The sequence below is a fragment of the Sphaerisporangium fuscum genome (assembly GCF_018531465.1).
Classification (GTDB): Bacteria; Actinomycetota; Actinomycetes; order Streptosporangiales; family Streptosporangiaceae; genus Sphaerisporangium; species Sphaerisporangium fuscum.
In genome coordinates, this window is record NZ_JAHDTF010000033.1 from 17,098 (window position 1) to 36,850 (window position 19,753).

Annotated in this window: 19 protein-coding genes; 9 read left to right on the top strand and 10 right to left on the bottom strand. The window is 64.0% G+C overall.

What is annotated here, in order from left to right:
• Window positions 1-17: 17 nt before the first annotated feature.
• Together KIK05_RS35700 and KIK05_RS35705 are read right to left on the bottom strand one after the other, a co-directional pair.
• Entirely contained in the window at window positions 18-656 is a 639-nt protein-coding gene (locus KIK05_RS35700) for a hypothetical protein (protein ID WP_214415272.1), read from the bottom strand.
• A 147-nt stretch (window positions 657-803) separates the two neighbouring features.
• Window positions 804-1,493: a KpnI family restriction enzyme N-terminal domain-containing protein gene (locus tag KIK05_RS35705; protein WP_250564012.1), complete on the bottom strand. Its 690-nt coding sequence runs from the start codon at window positions 1,491-1,493 to the stop codon at window positions 804-806.
• Window positions 1,494-1,668: 175 nt separating this feature from the next.
• Between KIK05_RS35705 and KIK05_RS35710 the strand changes: the two genes are divergently transcribed.
• From KIK05_RS35710 to KIK05_RS35720, 3 genes are all read left to right on the top strand, one after another.
• Window positions 1,669-3,030, top strand: a complete 1,362-nt coding sequence (locus tag KIK05_RS35710) for a ParB N-terminal domain-containing protein (protein WP_214415273.1) — start codon at window positions 1,669-1,671, stop codon at window positions 3,028-3,030.
• Entirely contained in the window at window positions 3,030-4,862 is a 1,833-nt protein-coding gene (locus tag KIK05_RS35715; RefSeq protein WP_250564013.1) for a DEAD/DEAH box helicase, read from the top strand. The genes KIK05_RS35710 and KIK05_RS35715 overlap by 1 nt, the downstream gene beginning before the upstream one ends.
• Window positions 4,863-5,073: 211 nt before the next feature.
• Entirely contained in the window at window positions 5,074-5,691 is a 618-nt protein-coding gene (locus KIK05_RS35720) for a protein NO VEIN domain-containing protein (RefSeq protein WP_214415274.1), read from the top strand.
• Between the two features lie 69 nt (window positions 5,692-5,760).
• Here the strand turns inward: KIK05_RS35720 and KIK05_RS35725 are convergent, their stop codons facing one another.
• The gene (locus KIK05_RS35725) at window positions 5,761-7,032 is read right to left on the bottom strand and encodes a DNA cytosine methyltransferase (protein ID WP_308250244.1); all 1,272 of its coding nucleotides are present in this window, start codon (window positions 7,030-7,032) and stop codon (window positions 5,761-5,763) included.
• A gap of 95 nt (window positions 7,033-7,127) precedes the next feature.
• Between KIK05_RS35725 and KIK05_RS35730 the strand changes: the two genes are divergently transcribed.
• Window positions 7,128-7,616 carry a very short patch repair endonuclease gene (locus tag KIK05_RS35730; protein WP_308250245.1) on the top strand — a complete coding sequence of 163 codons (489 nt, stop codon included), beginning with the start codon at window positions 7,128-7,130 and terminating at the stop codon, window positions 7,614-7,616.
• A gap of 111 nt (window positions 7,617-7,727) precedes the next feature.
• Here the strand turns inward: KIK05_RS35730 and KIK05_RS35735 are convergent, their stop codons facing one another.
• From KIK05_RS35735 to KIK05_RS35745, 3 genes are all read right to left on the bottom strand, one after another.
• Window positions 7,728-8,663, bottom strand: coding sequence for a NaeI family type II restriction endonuclease (locus tag KIK05_RS35735; protein ID WP_308250246.1), 936 nt, complete (start codon window positions 8,661-8,663; stop codon window positions 7,728-7,730).
• Window positions 8,664-8,809: 146 nt separating this feature from the next.
• On the bottom strand, window positions 8,810-9,043 hold the full coding sequence (locus KIK05_RS35740; protein ID WP_308250247.1) for a DUF397 domain-containing protein: 234 nt from the start codon (window positions 9,041-9,043) through the stop codon (window positions 8,810-8,812).
• Window positions 9,040-9,909 carry a helix-turn-helix domain-containing protein gene (locus KIK05_RS35745; protein WP_214415275.1) on the bottom strand — a complete coding sequence of 290 codons (870 nt, stop codon included), beginning with the start codon at window positions 9,907-9,909 and terminating at the stop codon, window positions 9,040-9,042. The genes KIK05_RS35740 and KIK05_RS35745 overlap by 4 nt, the downstream gene beginning before the upstream one ends.
• A 198-nt stretch (window positions 9,910-10,107) precedes the next feature.
• Here KIK05_RS35745 and KIK05_RS35750 point away from each other — a divergent pair, with 198 nt between their 5' ends.
• The 3 genes from KIK05_RS35750 (at window position 10,108) to KIK05_RS35760 (ending at window position 11,738) form a co-directional block, all read left to right on the top strand.
• The gene (locus tag KIK05_RS35750) at window positions 10,108-10,572 is read left to right on the top strand and encodes an ATP-binding protein (protein WP_214415276.1); all 465 of its coding nucleotides are present in this window, start codon (window positions 10,108-10,110) and stop codon (window positions 10,570-10,572) included.
• A gap of 283 nt (window positions 10,573-10,855) precedes the next feature.
• Window positions 10,856-11,125 carry a hypothetical protein gene (locus tag KIK05_RS35755; RefSeq protein WP_214415277.1) on the top strand — a complete coding sequence of 90 codons (270 nt, stop codon included), beginning with the start codon at window positions 10,856-10,858 and terminating at the stop codon, window positions 11,123-11,125.
• Window positions 11,118-11,738, top strand: a complete 621-nt coding sequence (locus tag KIK05_RS35760; protein ID WP_214415278.1) for a DUF6879 family protein — start codon at window positions 11,118-11,120, stop codon at window positions 11,736-11,738. Before KIK05_RS35755 ends, KIK05_RS35760 begins: the two co-directional genes overlap by 8 nt.
• A 251-nt stretch (window positions 11,739-11,989) precedes the next feature.
• On the opposite strand, the gene KIK05_RS35765 is transcribed toward KIK05_RS35760, so the two are convergent.
• Genes KIK05_RS35765 through KIK05_RS35770 form a run of 3 tightly spaced genes read right to left on the bottom strand, consistent with a single transcriptional unit; the run spans window position 11,990 to window position 12,990 of the window.
• On the bottom strand, window positions 11,990-12,364 hold the full coding sequence (locus KIK05_RS35765) for an ASCH domain-containing protein (protein ID WP_214415279.1): 375 nt from the start codon (window positions 12,362-12,364) through the stop codon (window positions 11,990-11,992).
• Complete coding sequence (locus KIK05_RS48420; protein WP_284681530.1) at window positions 12,361-12,495, bottom strand: hypothetical protein; 135 nt, start codon at window positions 12,493-12,495, stop codon at window positions 12,361-12,363. The genes KIK05_RS35765 and KIK05_RS48420 overlap by 4 nt, the downstream gene beginning before the upstream one ends.
• A gap of 24 nt (window positions 12,496-12,519) precedes the next feature.
• Window positions 12,520-12,990, bottom strand: coding sequence for an Lrp/AsnC family transcriptional regulator (locus KIK05_RS35770; RefSeq protein ID WP_214415280.1), 471 nt, complete (start codon window positions 12,988-12,990; stop codon window positions 12,520-12,522).
• A 97-nt stretch (window positions 12,991-13,087) separates the two neighbouring features.
• Between KIK05_RS35770 and KIK05_RS35775 the strand changes: the two genes are divergently transcribed.
• Together KIK05_RS35775 and KIK05_RS35780 are read left to right on the top strand one after the other, a co-directional pair.
• Entirely contained in the window at window positions 13,088-14,017 is a 930-nt protein-coding gene (locus KIK05_RS35775; RefSeq protein WP_214415281.1) for an SMP-30/gluconolactonase/LRE family protein, read from the top strand.
• Between the two features lie 209 nt (window positions 14,018-14,226).
• Window positions 14,227-16,464, top strand: coding sequence for an Orn/Lys/Arg family decarboxylase (locus KIK05_RS35780; RefSeq protein WP_250564014.1), 2,238 nt, complete (start codon window positions 14,227-14,229; stop codon window positions 16,462-16,464).
• A gap of 107 nt (window positions 16,465-16,571) precedes the next feature.
• Here KIK05_RS35780 and KIK05_RS35785 read toward each other — a convergent pair whose 3' ends face one another.
• Window positions 16,572-19,739: an NACHT and WD40 repeat domain-containing protein gene (locus tag KIK05_RS35785; protein ID WP_214415282.1), complete on the bottom strand. Its 3,168-nt coding sequence runs from the start codon at window positions 19,737-19,739 to the stop codon at window positions 16,572-16,574.
• Between the last annotated feature and the right edge of the window lie 14 nt (window positions 19,740-19,753).

Genomic DNA, 19,753 nt, shown 5'->3' on the forward strand with positions numbered 1-19,753 from the left:
TGATTGCCGATCACACATCAAACACGGCTGCCGTTCGCCCATACTGTGGAGGTTGCCGTCGCCCAGCTCGGCCACGGAGCTGCGCACGCGCCGTCCGACCTACGGCTCGCCTCGCCCGCCGCGGCCTCGCCGCATAGCTTGACCACCCACCACAACACGCCCACCCGCGCGGCAAGGATGAACAGGCCCGGCACTGAATGACCGTCCACCACGTAGCCGCGAATGTGCAGGAACGACGCCACATGGTCACCGCCAACATCCATCAGCCCACTCAAAATCTTTTGGCTTACTCCGAACGCCAGAAGGGCCACGAGGCCCAACAGGCAACCGGCCGCGTCCTTGCCCCTGAACCTTCCCTCCTCCTCGGTGACCTTGCGCTCGGTTGATCCCGGACTCCTGCGGTGAAGGAGCAGGTCGTGGATAGTGCCTCGGAGATCGGCATAGGAGGTGACCGGCCCGAGGTCATCGGCGGCGCCCAGGGCCATACGACAGGCGTCCACGTCCCCCTCGTAGGCATGGATCAACGCCCGGAGCAGCAGAGGAAGCGGATCGTACGGCTGGTCGACGGCCAGCCGGTCCGTGTACGCACGTGCCCACGGGAAGCGGCCTTCCTCGCACCGTTTCAGCACATGGGCGACGGCTTCTACCGCAGTCACCGACGGTGACCCCTGCCCGTCCACAGCCATCGTGACGGTAGATGCAACATGTCTTGGCCGATCTGGCCGTAGCCCTAGCAAGGGTGCGAGCCACCGGCCGGTTGTCGAGACTTATCGCCCCTCGGCCAGACGCCCGCCTTCCTGAGATCATCTTTCGAGGGCGTCAAGCACCGCCCTCTTGGCTTCTTCGGGCAGACGCCGGTATGCCGTCCAAGCACGTTCCAGTGGAGTCGAGCCCCGGCGACCCCGTTCTATCCAGCGATTGAGACGGTGCAGTTCCTGGGGGTCAAGGGCCTTGATATCTGCCAGCACCTCATCAGCGCGGACAGGACCGCCGAGATGGCCGGCACGGCAGCGCTTACACTGCGTGACCAGCATCACTTCTTCGCTACCGTCCGGAAGAACAGTCTCCACGCGCGTAACTGATAGCACTGCGGTCTGGTTGGAATCATCAGGGTACGGCTCACCGCCCGAGATTCCACACACCGTGCACATGTAGTCGTCGCGCTGCAGGACAGCCTGCTTCTCTTTGGCCGAGATAGCCTTATTTGGAGCGGCGGCACGCCGAGCAGCAGGATCCCAGACCGGCGCCCCCGCCCTGACGAATCGTTGGTCCTCCGCTGTGAGCGTCGCGTCCTCGGTATTGGTAAGGATTACCCAGCCATAGTCACGAAGATCACGTACGCGCCGGTCGATCTGCGAGATGCCGGGAAATGCTTCACGAAGCTGGCCCTTCGTGAATACGTTCCCCTCACCAACCACCTGTGTGAGCCAGAGCGCAGCCTTGACCATCGTTCCCGCCTTGTACTCGCTGTCGTCCCAGGCTGGGTGCGCCATATGTCGTACTCCGTCTTCTTCATCCGGATCGCGGACACAACTTCTGGATCGTGCCATTGACGTTTGTCAGTGGTCTATATCATGATGCCTGGATTCCTACACGTTCGACCGCCCTGGAGGCAACGTCATGGCTGTACGATTCGGTGTTCCTCCTGAGGGCGAGAGGATCCGCAGCTTGGTCGAGGAGCGCCTCAAGCAGGCCATGTCTGAGGATGGCGCCAAGATCACGGTCGACTGGCGCGGCGAGCCAAGGCATCTCTATGTAATTTCAATGCCCGTCGATACCCTCTACTACAACCCCGACACGCACAGGATTCGAGCTCAGAAGACCCTGGACCCGGAACGTAATCGCATCCTGGAAGAGGAGCCTTGGGGGGAGCGTGCTCAGGCATACCTACATGATCTTCTCAGGCAGAAGCCATCAGACCCGCAGCAAAGAGATCCCGACTACACCACGCTACTGGAAGAGCTCGAAGACTTCGGGCAGAAGGAGCCGGGAATCATCAGCCGCGACGGCATCATCGTCGACGGGAACACCCGCTGCGCTGCCTTGAGAGACCTCGGGGTCAAAGACATCCGTGTCGGCGTACTACCTCAGGACACATCCCGACGGGACATCAACAGCGTTGAACTCGCGTTGCAGCTGCGAAAGGACAAGCGCCGAGACTACTCCTACATCAACCGCCTCATCGCTATTGAGGAAGAGCTCGCCAGCGGACGACGGGAGGAAGATGTAGCCCGCGATTTCAATATCAAGGTTCCGACCCTACGGCTTGACCGGCGCGTATATCAGATGATCAATGAGGCGATCGAGCGCAGCCGAACCAGTAGTGGAGCATGCCTCCGTCTTGTCGATTTCGAGGAGCAGCAGGAGAAACTCAGAGAACTACAGCGAGACTTCGCGAAGAAGGCAACTACTGACCCCGAAGCCGCTGAGCAGCTCAAAGAGTCGAGACTAGCGATGGTCGTGCTGAACTACCCCAAGACTTCCCTCCGCTTGGCTGAGGAAGACTTTCATAATCGTTACCTCGACGAGCGACTCCCCCCGGACCTTCGTCCGGCCATTCAAGAGTCGAGTGCAGTTACGATACCCGGGCTCCCGGGCGTTACCGTCCCGGACGCTACGGTCGCTGTCAAAACAACTCGCGCGCTCACTGACAGGCTGCTCCAAGCTAAAGCAGCCAGTCTGTCAGCGAACAAGGTACAGCCGCAGGCACTTGATGAAGCCAACCGGGTGATCATTTCGGCACGTAGAGCTTTCGACGCTGCGGTAAAGCTGGCCGGCCAGAACGCCCAACTAGAGAAGCGCAAGATTGCTGTCCAAGAACGGTTGAGCGATGCTGCTGACTACGTGAAGCAGTGTGCTGCGGAGTTCGCCGAAGCCAAGGCCAAACGTGCTCTGGACGAGGACGCTTTCGACGATGCGCTGCTGGAATTGCGTGACAGTTTGGCCCGGCTGGCCAGACTTGCGGGCCGGACGTTCACCTCACCGGGTGACGGCATTGAGTGGCTGCTCGCCGCGACACGGGAAGAGTGATGTTGCACACCCCCCAGAACATCAGCCTTGAGATTGGCTTCGGTGACGGTGTCGTCAAGGCGCGCCTACGGGCCAGGAGCGATCGAGAAGATGATCTCAGACGGCTAGCGCTCAAGTTCCGCACAGGCATCCAACGAATGTCAGGCGTGCTTGAAGTCGACGTCGATGACCTCCTTGTGAACCTCGTCGCCCTCGCAACTTGGCCTGAACCAGCCACAGTCGCTTGGGATCCGCAGCTTGCCGCCCTAGCAGCCGACGCCGCAGCCGATGCCCAAGCCATGGGCGAAAGGATCGACAGCGGCAGCGTCCCGACCGAGGTGACCGCCGATGAAGTGTGTCAACTCTTGCAGTCTTCTTGGACGGGAAACCTGACTGGCTTTCAACTAAGAGACATCGCACGATTGCTGTCACTCAGGCACGGGGCTAACTTCTCCGTACCAGGAGCCGGCAAGACCCGTGTCGGACTCGCGGTCTTTCACGCGCTACGCAACAAGGGGATCGAACGCCTCCTAGTTGTTGGCCCAAAGTCCTGCTACGAGTCGTGGAGGTTCGAGAACCAGCAATGCCTCGCCGATCCCCTACGTATGGAGATCTACGGGAAGGAAAACGATCCCTCCGCGGATGCGCTGATCGTGAACTATGAGCGGCTTCGGTTCGATGGCGTAGTCAACCACCTCGGACAGTGGCTGACAGCGCGGCCGTCGATGCTTCTGCTTGACGAGGCGCATCGGATGAAATTGGGAGCAGATGGGGCATACGGTACAGCTTGTCTCGCACTCAGCCCGAGAGCCAGGCATCGGCTCATCCTCACCGGCACGCCAGCGCCTAACGGACCCAAAGACTTAGAGAACCTCTTCGGATTTGTGTGGCCCGGCCATGGACGCCAAAAGGTCATCCAGGCAATTGGAGATGGAGACCTCGCCAAGGCGAGTCAGGTACTCCGTCCTCTGTTCACCAGAACGACTAAGGAAGAACTCGGCCTCCCACCAGTGACGACGAGTTTGCGCATCGTGGCGATGCCGCCGCTGCACAAGGAGATCTACGAGGCGCTGCTAGGCCGATTCTCAGCGCGGGCCGCCGGGTCCGAGAACGACTTCCTTGCTCTTGGCAAAATTGCCATATATATGCTCATGGCTGCAACCAGCCCTGCCCTCCTCACGGTCGGTGCGACCCGTTATGAGCCGCTCGCCTACCGAGTGCCTCCGCTAACGGTTCCTGAGGGCTCGCCGCTGGCGGCTCTCATGCGTGATTTGCCCAGTTATGAGTTATCCCCGAAATACCAAGAAGTACTTGCAATTGTCGCCGAGAATGCCACAAAAGGACGCAAGACACTGGTCTGGTCGACATTTGTCCGCAGTCTGAACACCTTGAGCCGCATCCTCGGTGAGTTCCGGCCGACGGTAGTCCACGGCGGCACTGAAGATCGGGAAGCGGAGATATCCCGGTTCAGGAAAGATCCCGACTGCATGGTTCTCCTCTCCAACCCTGCCACGCTCGGCGAGGGTATTAGCCTTCACCACGAATGCCATGACGCCGTCTATGTCGATCGCGACTTCGCAGCAGGCCGCTTTCTGCAAAGCCTCGACCGCATCCACCGGCTAGGCCTTACACCGGGTACCGAGACCCGAATCACCGTTTTGGCATCCGAAGGCACTATTGACGAGGTAGTCGAAGACCGCTTGGCAAAAAAGCTTCTATTTATGGGTAGCATCCTCGACGACCCTGCCGTCAGGGAACTTGCAGACCTCTATGAGGAACCCGCCATTGGCGGCGGGCTTGACCAGCGCGACCTTCAGGCACTAATGGGCCATCTCCGTGCCGCTGCCACCTGAACCTGTACTACGTGCAGCCGTCCGCTGGTTGGAGAGGCTTCCAGCCAGCGGATATAGACGGTGTCGCGCAATCTTCACGACACATCCAGATTTTAGCGATGTCACACCCACCCAGTACGACGCTGCCTATTCATGGCTTGGCGAGTCAGGGTTGCTTAGTGGGGGACGAGGACAGGCACCGATCCCGCTGCAAGTCTTCGAAGCCGCACTCTTGCATCTGCCCTGGTTCCCCGACACGGACGCCCTCGTTCAGAGTCCCGATGAACTGCCGGAGGACGCCATCAAAGCAGCAGACGCTCTCGGCCTCGACAACATTCGGGCTTTCCAACACCTTCGCTCCTTATGGGGAAAGGTCGACGTCGAGCAACGGGAGAGGATTGGTGCAGCCGGCGAAGCCGCTCTGATCGAACTGTTGAAGAATTCGGTAGCAGCATGTATCGAACAGGTCTCGCAGCACTCGGATAGTTACGGATACGACATCGGGGTGAAGAGCGGAACTTACAGGTTGCACATCGAAGTGAAAACGACACTCCGCCGGCACCGTCTGGCCGTGTTCCTGTCCCGGCACGAGTATGAGACCATGGTTCACGACCCTGAATGGCAACTTGTCGCCGTCCGCCTTTCCGATGACCTTAAAGCTGAGGCGGTATGTTCGGTAAGTAGAGAGTGGTTCAGGCAGCACGCGCCTCGAGACCATGCAGTAAGCGGACGATGGGAGTCATGCCGTTTTGAGATCCCGCCAAACGAGGCCGTGAGCGGAATCTCGAGGCTCGCTCCTCTCTTCATTGAGAGTAGATCGCCGATAATCGACGGTAGCGTCGACTGGTGACCCTAAGCCTCCATCAAGTCAATTCAGCTCCCGCATTGTAGTCTTCATAGTCGATTTCGACCCCTGAAACTAACTAATCTTTGCGCGGAGCTGATGAAATTGATCATGACGTACATGGTCATCCTGACCCAGAAATGCCTTAAATTCCCCCAGCTTGTACGCTGTGGCCGCCTTTCCATTTCGGATCTCGATTTGGAAGTCACGGCTCAACAAACTGATGCGGCGCTCCAGCTCGTGCGGCTCCAGCTCGAGCTTGGTAGCCTGTGCAATTTGTGCGGCAGTCATGAAGTCGCCCTTGCTGCGGAGGGCTCGATAGATCTTGTCAACGCCTGCAACGTCACCACGTTCGCAGATCTCACTTGTGCCGTTGAGCGCAGCTGCGATGGCAACTCCAAGCGCCTTAGCTACGGGAGGCGGGAACGCATTGCCGATTTGCCGGTAAGTGGAAGTCTTCTTGCCAGTGAACTCCCATTTGAACTCGTTGTGATCCCAGCCCTGAAGTAGCGCGACCATTTCGCAGGTAAGTTTAGGACCGACGGCAAATACGTCATCTGGGTTTGGAGCATGATTTGCGATGCCAAGAGCGTCGACCCCCATCTCAGCCCAGGCACGCTTAGCGCGGGTAGGTCCAAGGTCAGCACCGCCATGCTTCTTGGAACCGCCAACGATTGTTGGAGCGATATCGTTAGCCTTCTCCGCCCATTCTTCCGCCCCCTTCCAACCGTTGGCGGACATCAGCGGGAAAAGCGTCTCTCCAACCGAAGGAGGATCACCTATCTCGGTAGGCCAGTGGAATCGCGCGAAGTCGTCTGGCTCCATTGCGACAAGCACAAAGCGTGGGCGTAGCTGCGGAACTCCGTACTTAGAGGCGTGTAGCAAGCGCCACTCGGCGCTGTAGCCGAACTCCTGGAGCCGATCTAGGACGTGCTGGCGATACCCCGAGAATCGGGGCATGCTCAAGCCGCGAACGTTCTCAAGTAGGAGTGCTCGGGGCCTGACAACCTTGACCTGCTCCACTGCCCAAGCGAAAAGATCGCGTTCGTCGGTCGCCCCCAGTTGCTTACCCGCGATCGTGAAGGGCGGGCAAGGTACTCCGCCGGCCAAGAGGTCTAGTCTCCAGCCTTCACGGGGAGCGAAGTGCTCTGGGTTCCACACTTCCCGATCAGCGACGTCGCCCTGGACTACCTTCCACTCAGGTCGGTTGTGACGCAGCGTGTTCACAGCGTTCTCGTCCAGCTCGACCGCAAGCTCGTGTTCGAATCCAGCCTTCTCTAGACCAAGGGCCTGGCCGCCTGCGCCAGCGCAGATCTCAATGACTCGCAGTGCACCTCGCTCGGTCACAAGATCTCCTTTCGTTGTTCTCAGTGCTACGCAGACAAGCCAGCAGCTGTATCTTGGCGGATAAGATAGCGAGTCGTGTGGTCAGGGGAACGGGTGTGTCTGACCTTAAGAGAGCCCAAGCTCGCGAGCAGGCCTACGAGCGAGGTCTTTACCCTCGGCCGCTGAACGAGGGCCGCTCGCGGAACATGCAAGCTAACCGGCGTACCAACACCAAGCCCGAGGTCGCTCTCCGCAGTGCCCTGCACCGGCTGGGGTACCGCTACCGTAAGGACCTTCGCCTGGACCTCAACGGAGTGAAAGTCCGTCCGGACATCGTCTTCACGGCTCGCAAAATTGCGATCTTCGTCGATGGATGCTTCTGGCACGTGTGTCCACAGCATGGGCGGCAGCCAACCACCAACGAGTGGTACTGGTCTCCGAAGCTGCAGCGGAACATGGACCGCGATCAAAGAGTCAACGCGGTGCTTAGCGAGGCGGGCTGGCAAGTCGTTCGGCTTTGGGAGCACGAACCGCTGGCCTCCGCGGTGGAGACAGTTGTAGCGGTGCTGAACCGTGGATCCGAACATGTGAGCGATGTTATCTGATGTGGCCCATGGTCCGAGCCATGAACGCTGATGAAGCAGTGATCAATTTATGCCTACGAGCTTAGTGACCGAGATGCCTGTCTCGATAGCACTCTCCACTAAAGAGGCTATCTAGCTAATATTTGGCAATTTCGGCCCTGGCTCGATTGGATCTCCTTGCGTGGCTACCACCCACTGCTGACCATCAAGCTCCACCCAGGCTGCTGCCCCATGGTGCGTCCGTCGGCGCGCCAGCCGAATGCTCACAAATTCACCATAACTAGGCCTAGGTAGCCCCAAATTAGCAGCGGTCTGTACATGGTTCCCGTACTGCCCAAAGATGACGATCCCCTCAGGCCGCAGCGCTGTTCGTGCACCGCCATTGCCGCGGACGCGCTTCATATAGTCCTCTTGCATGGCGACAGTGGCCACCACGGTCCTACTGATCACGCGCCCCTGAGCCCGCCGGAATAACTCGTTAATACGCTTCTGCCCACTAGTGGAACGGAAAATCGCGTCGATGTCATCGTTCGGCAACCGCAGTAGCACGTTCTCCTTTAACGGGGCTTCCTTGAACAGCCAGAGGATCTCCTGACGTCCATGCCGACTCAATGTTCGTTTGGCATCGCGATTACCAGCAGGATTTAGGCGTTCCTCGCTCGCCCTGACCAGCCCGGCACTCCATCGTCCCTTGATGTCGCTTGCCCAAAGCCCCAGGAGAATGCGCCCCGCTGCTTCCGGCGGGATCATCCAATCTGCCAGCTTCTGCGAGTACTTACAGTCGACTTCAATCCCATTGATTGAGTAGTCCAAAATCTTTCCGTCAGCGAACCTAAACTCGCGCTGCAGATTGATTTCAATCAGCGTGCCACAGTGAGTTTTCTCGGTCTTGTGCAGCTGCTCCCAGCGGAAGCGTCCGGTATGTTGCCCGTCAAGGAGCATGTCGAAGGTCCGGCGGATCGCTCCCGCGATTCTTTCTCCTCCCGGGTCGACGACTGTCAAGTATGTATGGACCGCTTCGAGCTCCGGGTCGGGCGCCGTCATGCCAGGCAGGGGGGCGTTGATCACTCGGAAACTATATCGTCTGCGGCCCCTCAGCTCATGCAATCTATTAAATTGCTGCCATCGTGGCCTAAACTACTTGGCCACTACCCGCTCCAAACGCCGGGCTCTTCCTGAGCGCTGGCTGCTGATCTCGTTGACAGATGAGCTGCTTACACTACTGGTCTCAGCGCACCGGTCTGGATTCCGACGCGCAACGCCTTCCACTCCGAGGCAGTCGTCCTTAAGACTCCGCCAGAGGGGTTCTTGGAGTCACGTATAGCCCTTGCTCCGCCGGGAAGATCTGCTATCTCAACGCAGTCGTTCTCGGCAGCGCTGGCAGAGGATTTGCGCCACCTGGCTTCGAACAGGTCGTAGGCGTAGATGTCTATCTTCGGCTCGTTCACGGCTTGCCGCCTTCCTCCAGGCGCGCGATCAGGGCCGTGGAGTCGTCCACCGGCAACGCGGCAGCGACGATTCGGTTGAACGCGTCGGCAAAGGTACTTACTTCCGAGACGCCTTCAACATAAGTCGCACCGATGAGGTTCTCCAACAAGACCACGTCAGGCATGGTGCCGGGGAAGCCGACGAGGCTGAAGCCGCCTGCGCTGCCAGGATGTGGCGTGGCGTCCAAGGGCATGATCTGAATGGTGATGTTGGGCAGCTCAGCGCAATCGCGGAGCCTTCGGAGTTGGTCTCGCATGGTCTCGGGTCGTACGGCGAACCGCTGGTGCAGGACGGCCTCGGAGATGACTGCCCATACCTTCAAAGGGCGCTTGGGACGGGTGAGCACGGCTTGTCGCGCCAGCCGTACCTCCGCAAGGGCGGCTATCTCTTCAGGGGTACGCGTCATGGTGATGCCGGCGATGGTCTCGCGGGCGTAGGCCGCCGTCTGGAGCAGGCCTGGGACGAGTAGCGGGGCGAAGATCCGGATACTGTCGGCGTCAGACTCCAGGGAGATGTAGTCGGCATAGGCCGGGGCCACGATGCCGCCGTAGGTCTGCCACCAGCCCTTCTTTCCGGCATCCTTGGCCAGGTTCTCCAGAGCGCCGAACACCTCAGGATCACTCACGCCGTACGCCTGGAGGAGGGCGGTTACGTCAGCAGGGCGGATGTGGGCGTTCGCGTTCTCGATCCGCGACAGCTTGGGCGCCTTCCAGCCTACCGCCGCGGCGGCGTCGTCGAGGTTCAGGCCGGCGGCGTTGCGGTACCGGCGGAGGGACTCTCCCAGCCGTCGGCGGCGGACGGTAGGGACTGGGCGTGCGTTCGGCATACGCCGCAGTGTTCCATCACGAACAGTAGCGAGCCCTGTACTCCCGAAAATCATGAACGAGTTTAGGTGACAAGGTTGCAAGTCGCGGTGCTACAGCAGCATGCTTCGCCTAGGTGTTGTCACCTAGCGTCACCGAAACGATCCGAATCGTGACATAGGTGCTGCGCCTCAATGGTTCTCGGCGGAGAGGCGAACACGATGCAGGAACAGCTGACGGAAGCGGCCTTGGGGTTCTATCTCGCGAACAGGCCAGGTGGGTTCGTCGTGCACATGAACGTGTGCGAGGAGAACCTGCGGGCCGTGCGGGAGGTGACGCTGAAGAGCCTGGTGGCGGTGGGGGTGGACATTGAGGCTGCGGAGTCGGCGCGGCTGGTGGCGTCTGAGCTGATCGGGAACGCCGTTCGGGCCTGTGGGAACTGGGCGCCGGTCGTCGTTGAGGTGGAGGTGGACTCCGGCGGGATCTGGGTCAAGGTTCACGATCCGAATCCGCACCGCCTTCCCGTCCGATCAGCCACCGCTCCGGACGACCAGGCCGAATCTGGGCGTGGGCTGTGGCTGCTCGACGCGCTCGCTCCCGGTTGGGACGTCGCCGTGACGCCGATCGGCAAGCAGGTCCGCTGCCTTCTTCCGGGTCCGCAGGCTGTCGCGAGCGGGACCGTCTGACTGAATCACCATGATTTCACGGACGGTTGCACGGTGACACCAAGACGGTTCCTGGCCGACACAGCACCGGCGGATGTTCACAATTGGTATGTCCACTACAGAGGGAAGCGCCCCGGCTCGGGTGCCGATCAAGGATCGGCATAATATTGCTGTTTTAATGGCAATCGTCGCCACCTTTACGGCCCCGCATGAATGGGTAGAACACACCGATTTATTGACGTGCACACAGAGATGGTGTGACCCTGATCAGGTCAGGTGTTTCTGGTTCCGAAAGGTGCGAAAAATGGACACACTCTGGGAAGCCGAGACAGAGACCGGTTTCCTACGTAGACTCGGCAAGTCGATGCGCGAGCTCGGGGGCACAGCCCTTACTGATGGCTGTCCCGATATCTGGGAGATGGAGAATGGAGACATCGCCGTGGTCGTGCGTGACGTGACCGCTGACTATAGAAACCGGCTGCCCATCGGGTTGACCATACGTGCGGACGAGCGTCTTGTCATGATTCCACGCCGCCTTCTTATCGCGGCCAAGCCGGGCATCCCAGATGCTTGACCAGCTCAGCCGCCTGCCTGCGCAGGCCCTTGACCTTCCCTCGTACAAGAGCGACTTCCAGGAAAACTTCTGGAAGACCGACATGTCGTGGAAGCTCGAAAGGCAGCTCACCTTCAAGGAGCCCTCCTCTCCTAGCTGGGTGGCGATGGCCGAGGGCGATTGGGAGAAGTCCCTGCTACTCGCGCGTGAGATGCGTGCCGGCAGGGCGGAGCACCAGCGTGACCTCGATCGATTCGGCATCGTCCAACGGCGCATCCGCTTCGTATGCGATCCGCCCACTTCATATCTGCAGTGGGAACTCCATCTGCTAATGATCTGGGCTGAGCTGGGCGAACAGATCCAGGTGCTTCCCACCGAGGCAATCGCGCATCTGGAGACCGAGGCCATCCTTCCCGAGGTTCTCGTGCTCGGTGAGCGCTCGCCGAGCCCTGTCATGTACGAGATCCTGTACACAGACGGCGTTCTATCCGGCGCTCGCAAGTTCACCGATCCGGAGCTGATCGACGTCTGCCGCAGCGAAATCACCGGGCTGTGGCAACGGGGAGAGGACCTTCTCTCCTACTTTCCAAGAAAGGTCACACACCTTCCCCCGCCTGCTTCACAGCGGGTATGAAAGGCGGCATGACCGCCGAGACCCCGCGTTGATATCTGTCTTCGCGCTGGCCGCCATCACGGTTTCCCTCGTACTGCAGGCTCGCGAGGCCAATGGCGGGGGTGTAGGCCACCTTCCTGCCCATGTCCTGGCCGTCGGCCACCCGCCGATAGGCGATCTGTATGCGCTTACCGGTTCCCGCGACGCTCAATTGAGCTGATCATGAGGGCCCGCCCAGTGGGTGGGCCCTCATGATCAGATATGGCTCCGGTTCATGCGGTGGCGGGTTCGATCAGCTCGATCTCGATGGCCAGTACGCCGAGGGCTTCTTTCTCCGGGCCGTAAATACGGCGGATGTCGGCGAGTTGCTGGTCACGGGGGCTGGTCGGGTTCACCCGCTCAGGCCCTTCGGCGTCCAGCATCTCCTCGAACGAGGCGTAGCGGGCGACACGCTTGATCTTGGTGAGGGCCTCATCGCGACCGCACACGAACCGAATGTGATCACCTGCGGCGAGGGTGCGCAGGTTGGGGTACTGCACTCGCACCTCGATCGTCTTGGTCCCGTTGGCGACCAGATCGAAGTAGCAGCGGTAGAGGTTCATCTCGCGGGCGGACGAAGCTGCGGTGGTGGCTCGTTGTGCGGTCATGATCCGTCCAGTTCGGCGGTGGCGTAGGAGCGGTAGAAGTGCTTGGGGTCGGCGAGCGTCCTCGTGACGAGCCAGACCATGGCCTCGACGAAGGAGTTGACATCGCCCTGCCACTCGGTGACATCGAGCATCCATGGGCAGGTGCCGGGCACCCCTCACCCGGGTATGGGGCCATCTGCCCCAGGTGGAGTAGGGATGTGGACTGGCCGTTCGAAGAAGGTTTCCAAGGCGACGATGGTTTGGGTTTTGGCTACTCCGTGGATGTCGAAGAGCTTGCGCAGGATCAGTTGGAGGTCCTGGGTGGTGGTGGCTCTGACCTTCACTAGGAGGGAGGCCGGGCCGGCGATGACGTGGGCTTCCTCGATCTCGGGGATGGCGGCTAGGGCCTGCTGGGTGTCGCCCATCCAGGTGGTGCCGTCGATCATCACGTACGCCAGCACGCCTCTGCCCACGGCCACCGGGTCGACGTCGACGGTCGTGCGCCGGATCACTCCGCGCTCGCGCAGCTTCCGGACGCGCTCGTGGGCGGCGCCGCTCGACAGGCCCACGGCGGTGCCGAGCGTCGCGTACGACTGGGTGGCGTCCTGCTGGAGGAGGCCGATCAGCGTCCTGTCGATGTCGTCCATGGCCAGATCGTATCAGGGCATACCCGATCCACATTGAACGAAATCAGGCTCAGCCAGCATTTGACGAGATGACGTTCGGTAGGCTTGGCTTCGCTTCATGACGGAGACGATTCCTGCCGAGTTCGAGGTGCTCGACGAGCGGTTCGCGCTGGTCGGCGGTGACGAGCGGGTGGAGCGCATCTACCAGGGGTGCCGGTGGGCCGAGGGGCCGGTGTACGTGCCCGCGGGGCGGTACCTCGCCTGGAGCGACATCCCCAACGACCGCATGCTGCGCTGGGACGAGCTGACCGGGAACGTCGGCCCGTTCCGCGTACCGGCCGGGTACACCAACGGGCACACGCTGGACGTTCAGGGCCGGCTGGTCTCGTGCGAGCAGGGCAACCGCCGGGTGACCCGCACCGAGCACGACGGCTCGATCACCACGATCGCCGACCGGTGGCAGGGCAAGCGGCTCAACAGCCCCAACGACGTGGTGGTGAAGTCGGACGGCTCCATCTGGTTCACCGACCCGTCCTACGGCATCACCAGCGACTACGAGGGCCACCGGGCGGAGAGCGAGATCGGCGCCGACCAGGTCTACCGGGCGGACCCGGTCACCGGGGAGGTGCGCGTCGTCGCGGATGACTTCGTGCGCCCCAACGGCTTGGCGTTCTCGCTGGACGAGCGACTGCTGTACGTCGTGGACACCCGGCGCCGGCACCTGAGGGCTTTTGACGTCCGGGACGACGGCACGCTGACCGGCGGCGAGGTGCTCGCCGAGTGCACGGCGGGGTCGTTCGACGGCATCCGGCTCGACGACACCGGCCGCATCTGGGCGGCCACGCACGAGGGTGTGCACTGCTTCGCGCCCGACGGCACGCTGATCGGCAAGCTCCGGCTGCCGGAGAAGACCTCCAACCTGGTCTTCGGCGGCCTCAAGCGCAACTGGCTCTTCATGACCGCCTCGACGTCAGTGTACGCGATCATGCTGAACGTCCGCGGCGCCCGGCCCGCCTATGTTCCACAGGATGCCGGCATCACGGCGTAGCGGCCGTTCACGGGAGGAAATCCTTGGCGTTCCCCGCGGCACGGGAGACAGCGAGCGAGCGTATTTCCTCGCCGGGCTCGGCGACAACGGCACGGCGCCCCTTGGGCGGGTGACGCTCATACCGATTAGGTAACTGAGCGGCTACTCAAAGTGTCGAGCAGGGAAGCTGGCCGGGAGAGTTCCCCGATCCCCCGACCATGGAGTGCCGCATGGAGCGAACGGTCCTTGCCGCCGTAACCGAGCGTCCCGATGCCGACACGGCGCTCGCCGAGCAGTTGCGCCGCGTGTGCGCGGCGATGGACGAGCTCGATCTTCAGGTCCGGTGGACGCACCGGACCGACGACGCGCTGGCGGTGATCGGCTCGGACGCCTCCCTGTCGGCGGTGCTGGCGGCGTGGGACGCGCCGGGGGCCGAGGAGTTGCTGGGCGCGCTGGCCAAGCGCTTCCGCGGCCTGCCGGTCTTCCTGATGACGTCCGAGCAGGAGCTCCCTCTGTGGGTGTACGAGGTGATCCACGGCTACGTCTTCCCGCTGGAGGACACCCCGCGCTTCATCGCCGGGCGGATCGCCCACGCGGCCGAGCAGTACGCGGAGAAGATCCTCCCGCCGTTCTTCGGGGCGCTGCGGCGCCTGGAGGACCACCATCGGTACTCCTGGCACACCCCGGCGCACGCCGGCGGCGTGGCCTTCCTGAAATCACCTGTGGGCCGGGCGTTCTTCGATTTCTACGGGGAGCGGCTGCTGCGTACCGACCTGTCGATCTCGGTCACCGAGCTCGGCTCGCCGCTCGACCACACCGGTCCCATCGGGGACGCCGAGCGGAACGCCGCGCGGGTCTTCGGCGCGGACCGGACGTTCTTCGTCTGCAACGGCAACTCCACCGCCAACCGCATCGTCGGCCACCACGCCATCGCCCGCGACGACACCGTCCTGGTGGACCGCAACTGCCACAAATCCATCCAGCACGCGCTGGCCATCAGCGGCGCCCGGCCGGTCTACCTGGTGCCCGAACGCAACGGGCTCGGTCTGGCCGGGCCGATCCCGCCCGCCGCCCTGGAGGCCGGCGCGGTGCACGACCGGGTGATCGGCCATCCTCTCGCCATCGGCGAGCCGGCGTACGGGGTGATCACCAACTCGACGTACGACGGGCTGTGCTACGACGCGATCCGCGTCGGTGAGCTGCTGGGCGCCGCAGTCCCCCGGCTGCACTTCGACGAGGCGTGGTTCGCCTACGCCCGCTTCCACCCGCTGTACGCCCGCAGGTACGGCATGGCGATCGACGAGCGCACGCTTCCCGGCCCGGGCCGGCCCACCGTGTTCACCACCCAGTCCACGCACAAGTTGCTGGCCGCGTTGTCGCAGGCGGCGATGGTGCACGTCCGTGCCTCCGAGCGGGCGCCGGTGCACTACGACCGGTTCAACGAGACGTACCTGATGCACGCCTCCACCTCGCCGCTCTACCCGATGATCGCCTCGCTCGACGTGGCGGCGGCGATGATGGACGGCCCGTCCGGGCTGCATCTGACCGAGGAGGCGATCGTCGAGGCGGTCCGCTTCCGGCAGGCGATGGTACGGCTGGCGGCGCGCATCCGTGAGGACGGCCGGCGGCCGGACTGGTTCTTCGGCGTCTGGCAACCTCAATCGGTCACCGACCCACGAACCGGGGAAAAGGTGTCGTTCGCGGAGGCCGACCCGGCCCTGCTGTCGGGAGAGCCCGCGTGCTGGACGCTGGAGCCGGGCGCGGCCTGGCACGGGTTCGACGGGCTCACCGACGGCTACTGCCTGCTCGACCCGGTGAAGGTGACGATCACCTGTCCCGGCGCGGACGCCGCCACCGGCACCCTCGACTGGGGCATCCCGGCCCGCATCGTGGCCGCGTACCTGGAGCGGCGCGGCATCGTGGTCGAGAAGACGGGCGACCACACGCTCCTGGTGCTGTTCTCGATGGGCATCACCAAGGGCAAGTGGGGCACGCTGATCGACGCGCTCACCGACTTCAAGAGCGCCTACGACGACGACCTGCCGCTCGCCGAGGTACTGCCGGGCTTCGGCCCGCCCGCGATCACGCTGCGACGGTTCTGCACGCGGGTGCACGAGAGGCTTCGCGACCTATGTGTCGGCAAGCTGCTCGACGAGGTCTTCACCTTCCTCCCCGAGCCCGTGCTCACCCCGTCCGACTGCTACCAGGCGATGATCCGGTCCCGTACGGAGCGGGTCCCGCTGGTCGACCTGCCGGGCCGGGTGGCCGCCACCACGGTCGTGGTGACACCGCCCGGGATCCCGATGCTGATGCCCGGCGAGGCGACCGGCCCGGCCGACGGCCCCCTGATGACGTACCTGCGGGCGCTGGAGGACTTCGACCGGACGTTCCCCGACCTCGCCACCGACATCCACGGTGCCCATCGCGACCACACCGGCCGCTACTGGATCGAGGTCGTGTCCGGCTGAGGGGAGTGACGGCGATCATGATTCACTGCAAATGATTCTGCCGCAGGACACTCTCCGGAATGCCGGTTTCGTGCTACGCCACCCGGACCGGATCAGGGCTCCAAGTACTACAGCTCCCACAAGCGGATGATCTTGTCCTCGCCGGCGGTGGCGAGGAGGGACCCGTCGGGGCTGAACGCCGCGGCGGTGGCCCGCATGCCGTGGGAGACACGCAGAACCTCTCGGGCGTCGTCGCCGAGGTCCCACAGCCTGACGTCGGGGCCGGGACCGGCAGCGGCGAGCAAGGTCCCGTCGGGGCTGAACGCGACGTGGCGCGCCTCCTGTGACAGCGTCACAAGGGCGTCCCCGGACTCGGCGTCCCAGACGCGGGTGACGTCGTCACCTGCGGTGGCCAGGCGGGTCCCGTCCGGGCTGAAGGCCACACCGTACGTCACCGTGAAGGTCTGCCAGAGCGGCATAGCGAACGGCCCCAGGGCCTCGGGGGCCGGTCGGTACAGCCTGAGCAGCGCCACCCCGCTGCTCCCGTCCCAGACCTCCGCTTCCCAGCGCCGGGGTTGTGACCATCCTCCGGCGGTCGCGGTGGCCAGGCGGGTGCCGTCGGGGCTGAACGCGACGCAATGCGAGGTGGCCTGGTGGGCGATACGCAGGAGTTCGGCGCCGTTCGCCGCGTCCCAGACCCGGGTGGTGCCTCCGGTGCCGCTCGTCGCCAAGCGGGCACCGTCGGGGCTGAACGTCACCGCCCACACCCCACCCTCGTGGGTGATCTCCCGCAGTCCGTCGCCGGTCTCGACGTCGACGAGCCAGATCTTCCCGGCGGTGAGCTCGTCGGTCCTGAGGTCGAGGCGCTCTCCGGTCAGGGCGAGCCGCCGGCCGTCGGGGCTGAGTGCGGCCCTCCAGCCCATGCTGGTCAGGCGGCCGAGGACGGCCGTCAGGCCGCCGCCGTGGCGGTAGACGCGCCGGGGCCGGCCGGTCAGGTCCGCCAGCGTGGTCCTGCCCTCGCCCGTCCACACGAGCCGTTCGCCGTCCGCGCTGAACATGACGCCGGCGACCTTCACGGCGGTCTTCATTTCGCGCAGGAACACCGGAGTGAGCTCCGGGACCGCCCGGCGGGGTACGGGCTGACGCCCGGAAGTGATGGTTCGGGGGACGGCGTGGACCGCCCGGGCCCTGCCGGGAGGCGCCTGCCCGTGGCGGGCGGCCAGGTGGTCGTGGAACTCGGCGTGCCGGAACTGGTACAGCGGCCCGACCGCGCGCAACAGCCCGAGACGGTGAGCGTCGTCCAGGAACGCCATCAGCCGCAGTGGCAGCCGCCGCTGTCGTGCCAGGCGTACCGCGGCCAGGACGTAGACCGGCCAGGCGTGGTGCCTGCCGGACACGAACCCGTACGCCGCGCCGGCCGCGGCCGTGACCAGGACTCCGAACATCGCCGGGCGTGGGGACGCGCCGGCCGCGCCGACCACGGTGGCGCCGATGAGCGCGCCGAGGAACGCACCGGTGACCAGCCGCACGAGGGTGAGACGGCGGTCCGCGCGCCAGCTGCCGAGTGGTGTGCTCGCCTGCCCGTCGACGGCCGGTGCCTCGGCCCACTCCAGCACGGCGTCCGTGAGCTGGGTGAGGACGATCGCGGGACCGAACACCAGCGCCACGGCGAACGCGGCGACCAGGGCGTCCGCGAGCGGCTTCCCCGTGACGAGGCCGACCGCCGCGTACCCGACGCCCATCACCAGCCCGATCACGAGCGTTATCCCAAGCGCGAGGGAGAACGCGGACATCAGCCCGTTGAGCAGCGAGAACGCCCGCCGCCAGAGACGGAGGTTGGCGTAACCCGGCTGATGGTACGCCCACGACCCGCGGTCGCTGTGGCTCGGTCCCTCCCGGTAGCCGAGCACGATCCCCATGCCGGCGACGACGAACCACCAGGAGAACGCCCCGGACATGAAGGTGGACAAGGTCAGCCCCCACACCGCACTCGCCAGTAGGATCATGAGTGAGACCCCCCGCCCTGGAGGCGGCCGGTCGAGGGTGGTCGCCGCGAGCCGCCACCAGGCGAAGTCCCGGACGCCGATGCTCTTGCTGCCCAGTTCCACACTTTCGGCTTCAACGGGGGTGCGGTCGAGGAGGGCGGCCAGATGGCGGAGCCACCGGGTCACCTGCTCCGGCTGGTAGAGGCGGCGTGGCCGGAACATGTCGGCGTCGGACCCCTGAGCGGGCGGCCGGGCCTCGATGAGCGCGGGGATGAGGCGGTCGAACAGGTGGGCGCGCAGCGTGGCCGCGTCGCCGAAGCGGGCGGGATCGAGGAGGGGTGACGGGTCGAGGGCCGGGGTGGCGGCATAGACACTGCGGAGCAGCCACAAGCCGAGGGGGCTGGACACCGTCTCCGCCAGCGGCGTCGGCTCACCATCGCGTAATCGCCGCAGGAGGTGCTGCCAACCGGGGTGCGGGATGCTTCGCGAGAGGATCCCGTCCAGATGATCGGCGGCGGCCGCGGCCGACAGGGGCTGGGCCTCGACCACGGCCGCGTGGGCCAGTGCCTGTGCGGCGCCGGCGTACTCGGCGGTGCGGCTGGTGATGACGAGTTGCGTCTGCGCGGACAGCGCCGCGTTGAGCTCGGTCAGCGCGGCGGGCAGCGATGCGGTGGGCATTTCGTCCAGACCATCCAGGACCGGGATGATCCTGCCATCCCGGAAGAGCAGGCGCGCGATGTCAGGGCCGAACGCCCCCAGCGCCGGATACGCCTGTTCCAGCCGTCCGGCCAGCCAGTCCTCGAAGAGGGGGAACCGCGCGACGTCCCAGCCGTTCATCGCCAGCAGCACCGGCACCGGCTCGTCGCCACGCGAGTTCCGCACCAGTTCCCGGACGAGCTGGATCGCCAGCGTCGTCTTGCCCGCCCCTGCGCCGCCCAGCACCATCAACGAGCGGCCCGACTCCCGGAACCGGTCGGCCACTCCGGCGATCTGGTCGCCCGATCCCGACCAGGTCACCTCCCCGCCGATCGCCACGCCATCGGCGCGGCGGACGAAACGCGGATTGTCGATCATGTGCCAGGGCACGGACATCGCGTCCCTGTCCAGCCCCAGCACCCGGACGGCCTCCGTGTGCCACTGGACCTTCACCATCATCCTCAGCGCCGCGAGCGCGGGCTCCAGCTGCGAGGCGGGGCCGGCGTCACGCTCGCGCCGCACGGACATCACGATGACCATGCCGAACAGGCCGGTCAGCACCCAGTTGAGCGGACCCCACCACCACGCGTCCACGGTCACGGTGCTGGTCGCCATGTTCCCCACCAGGC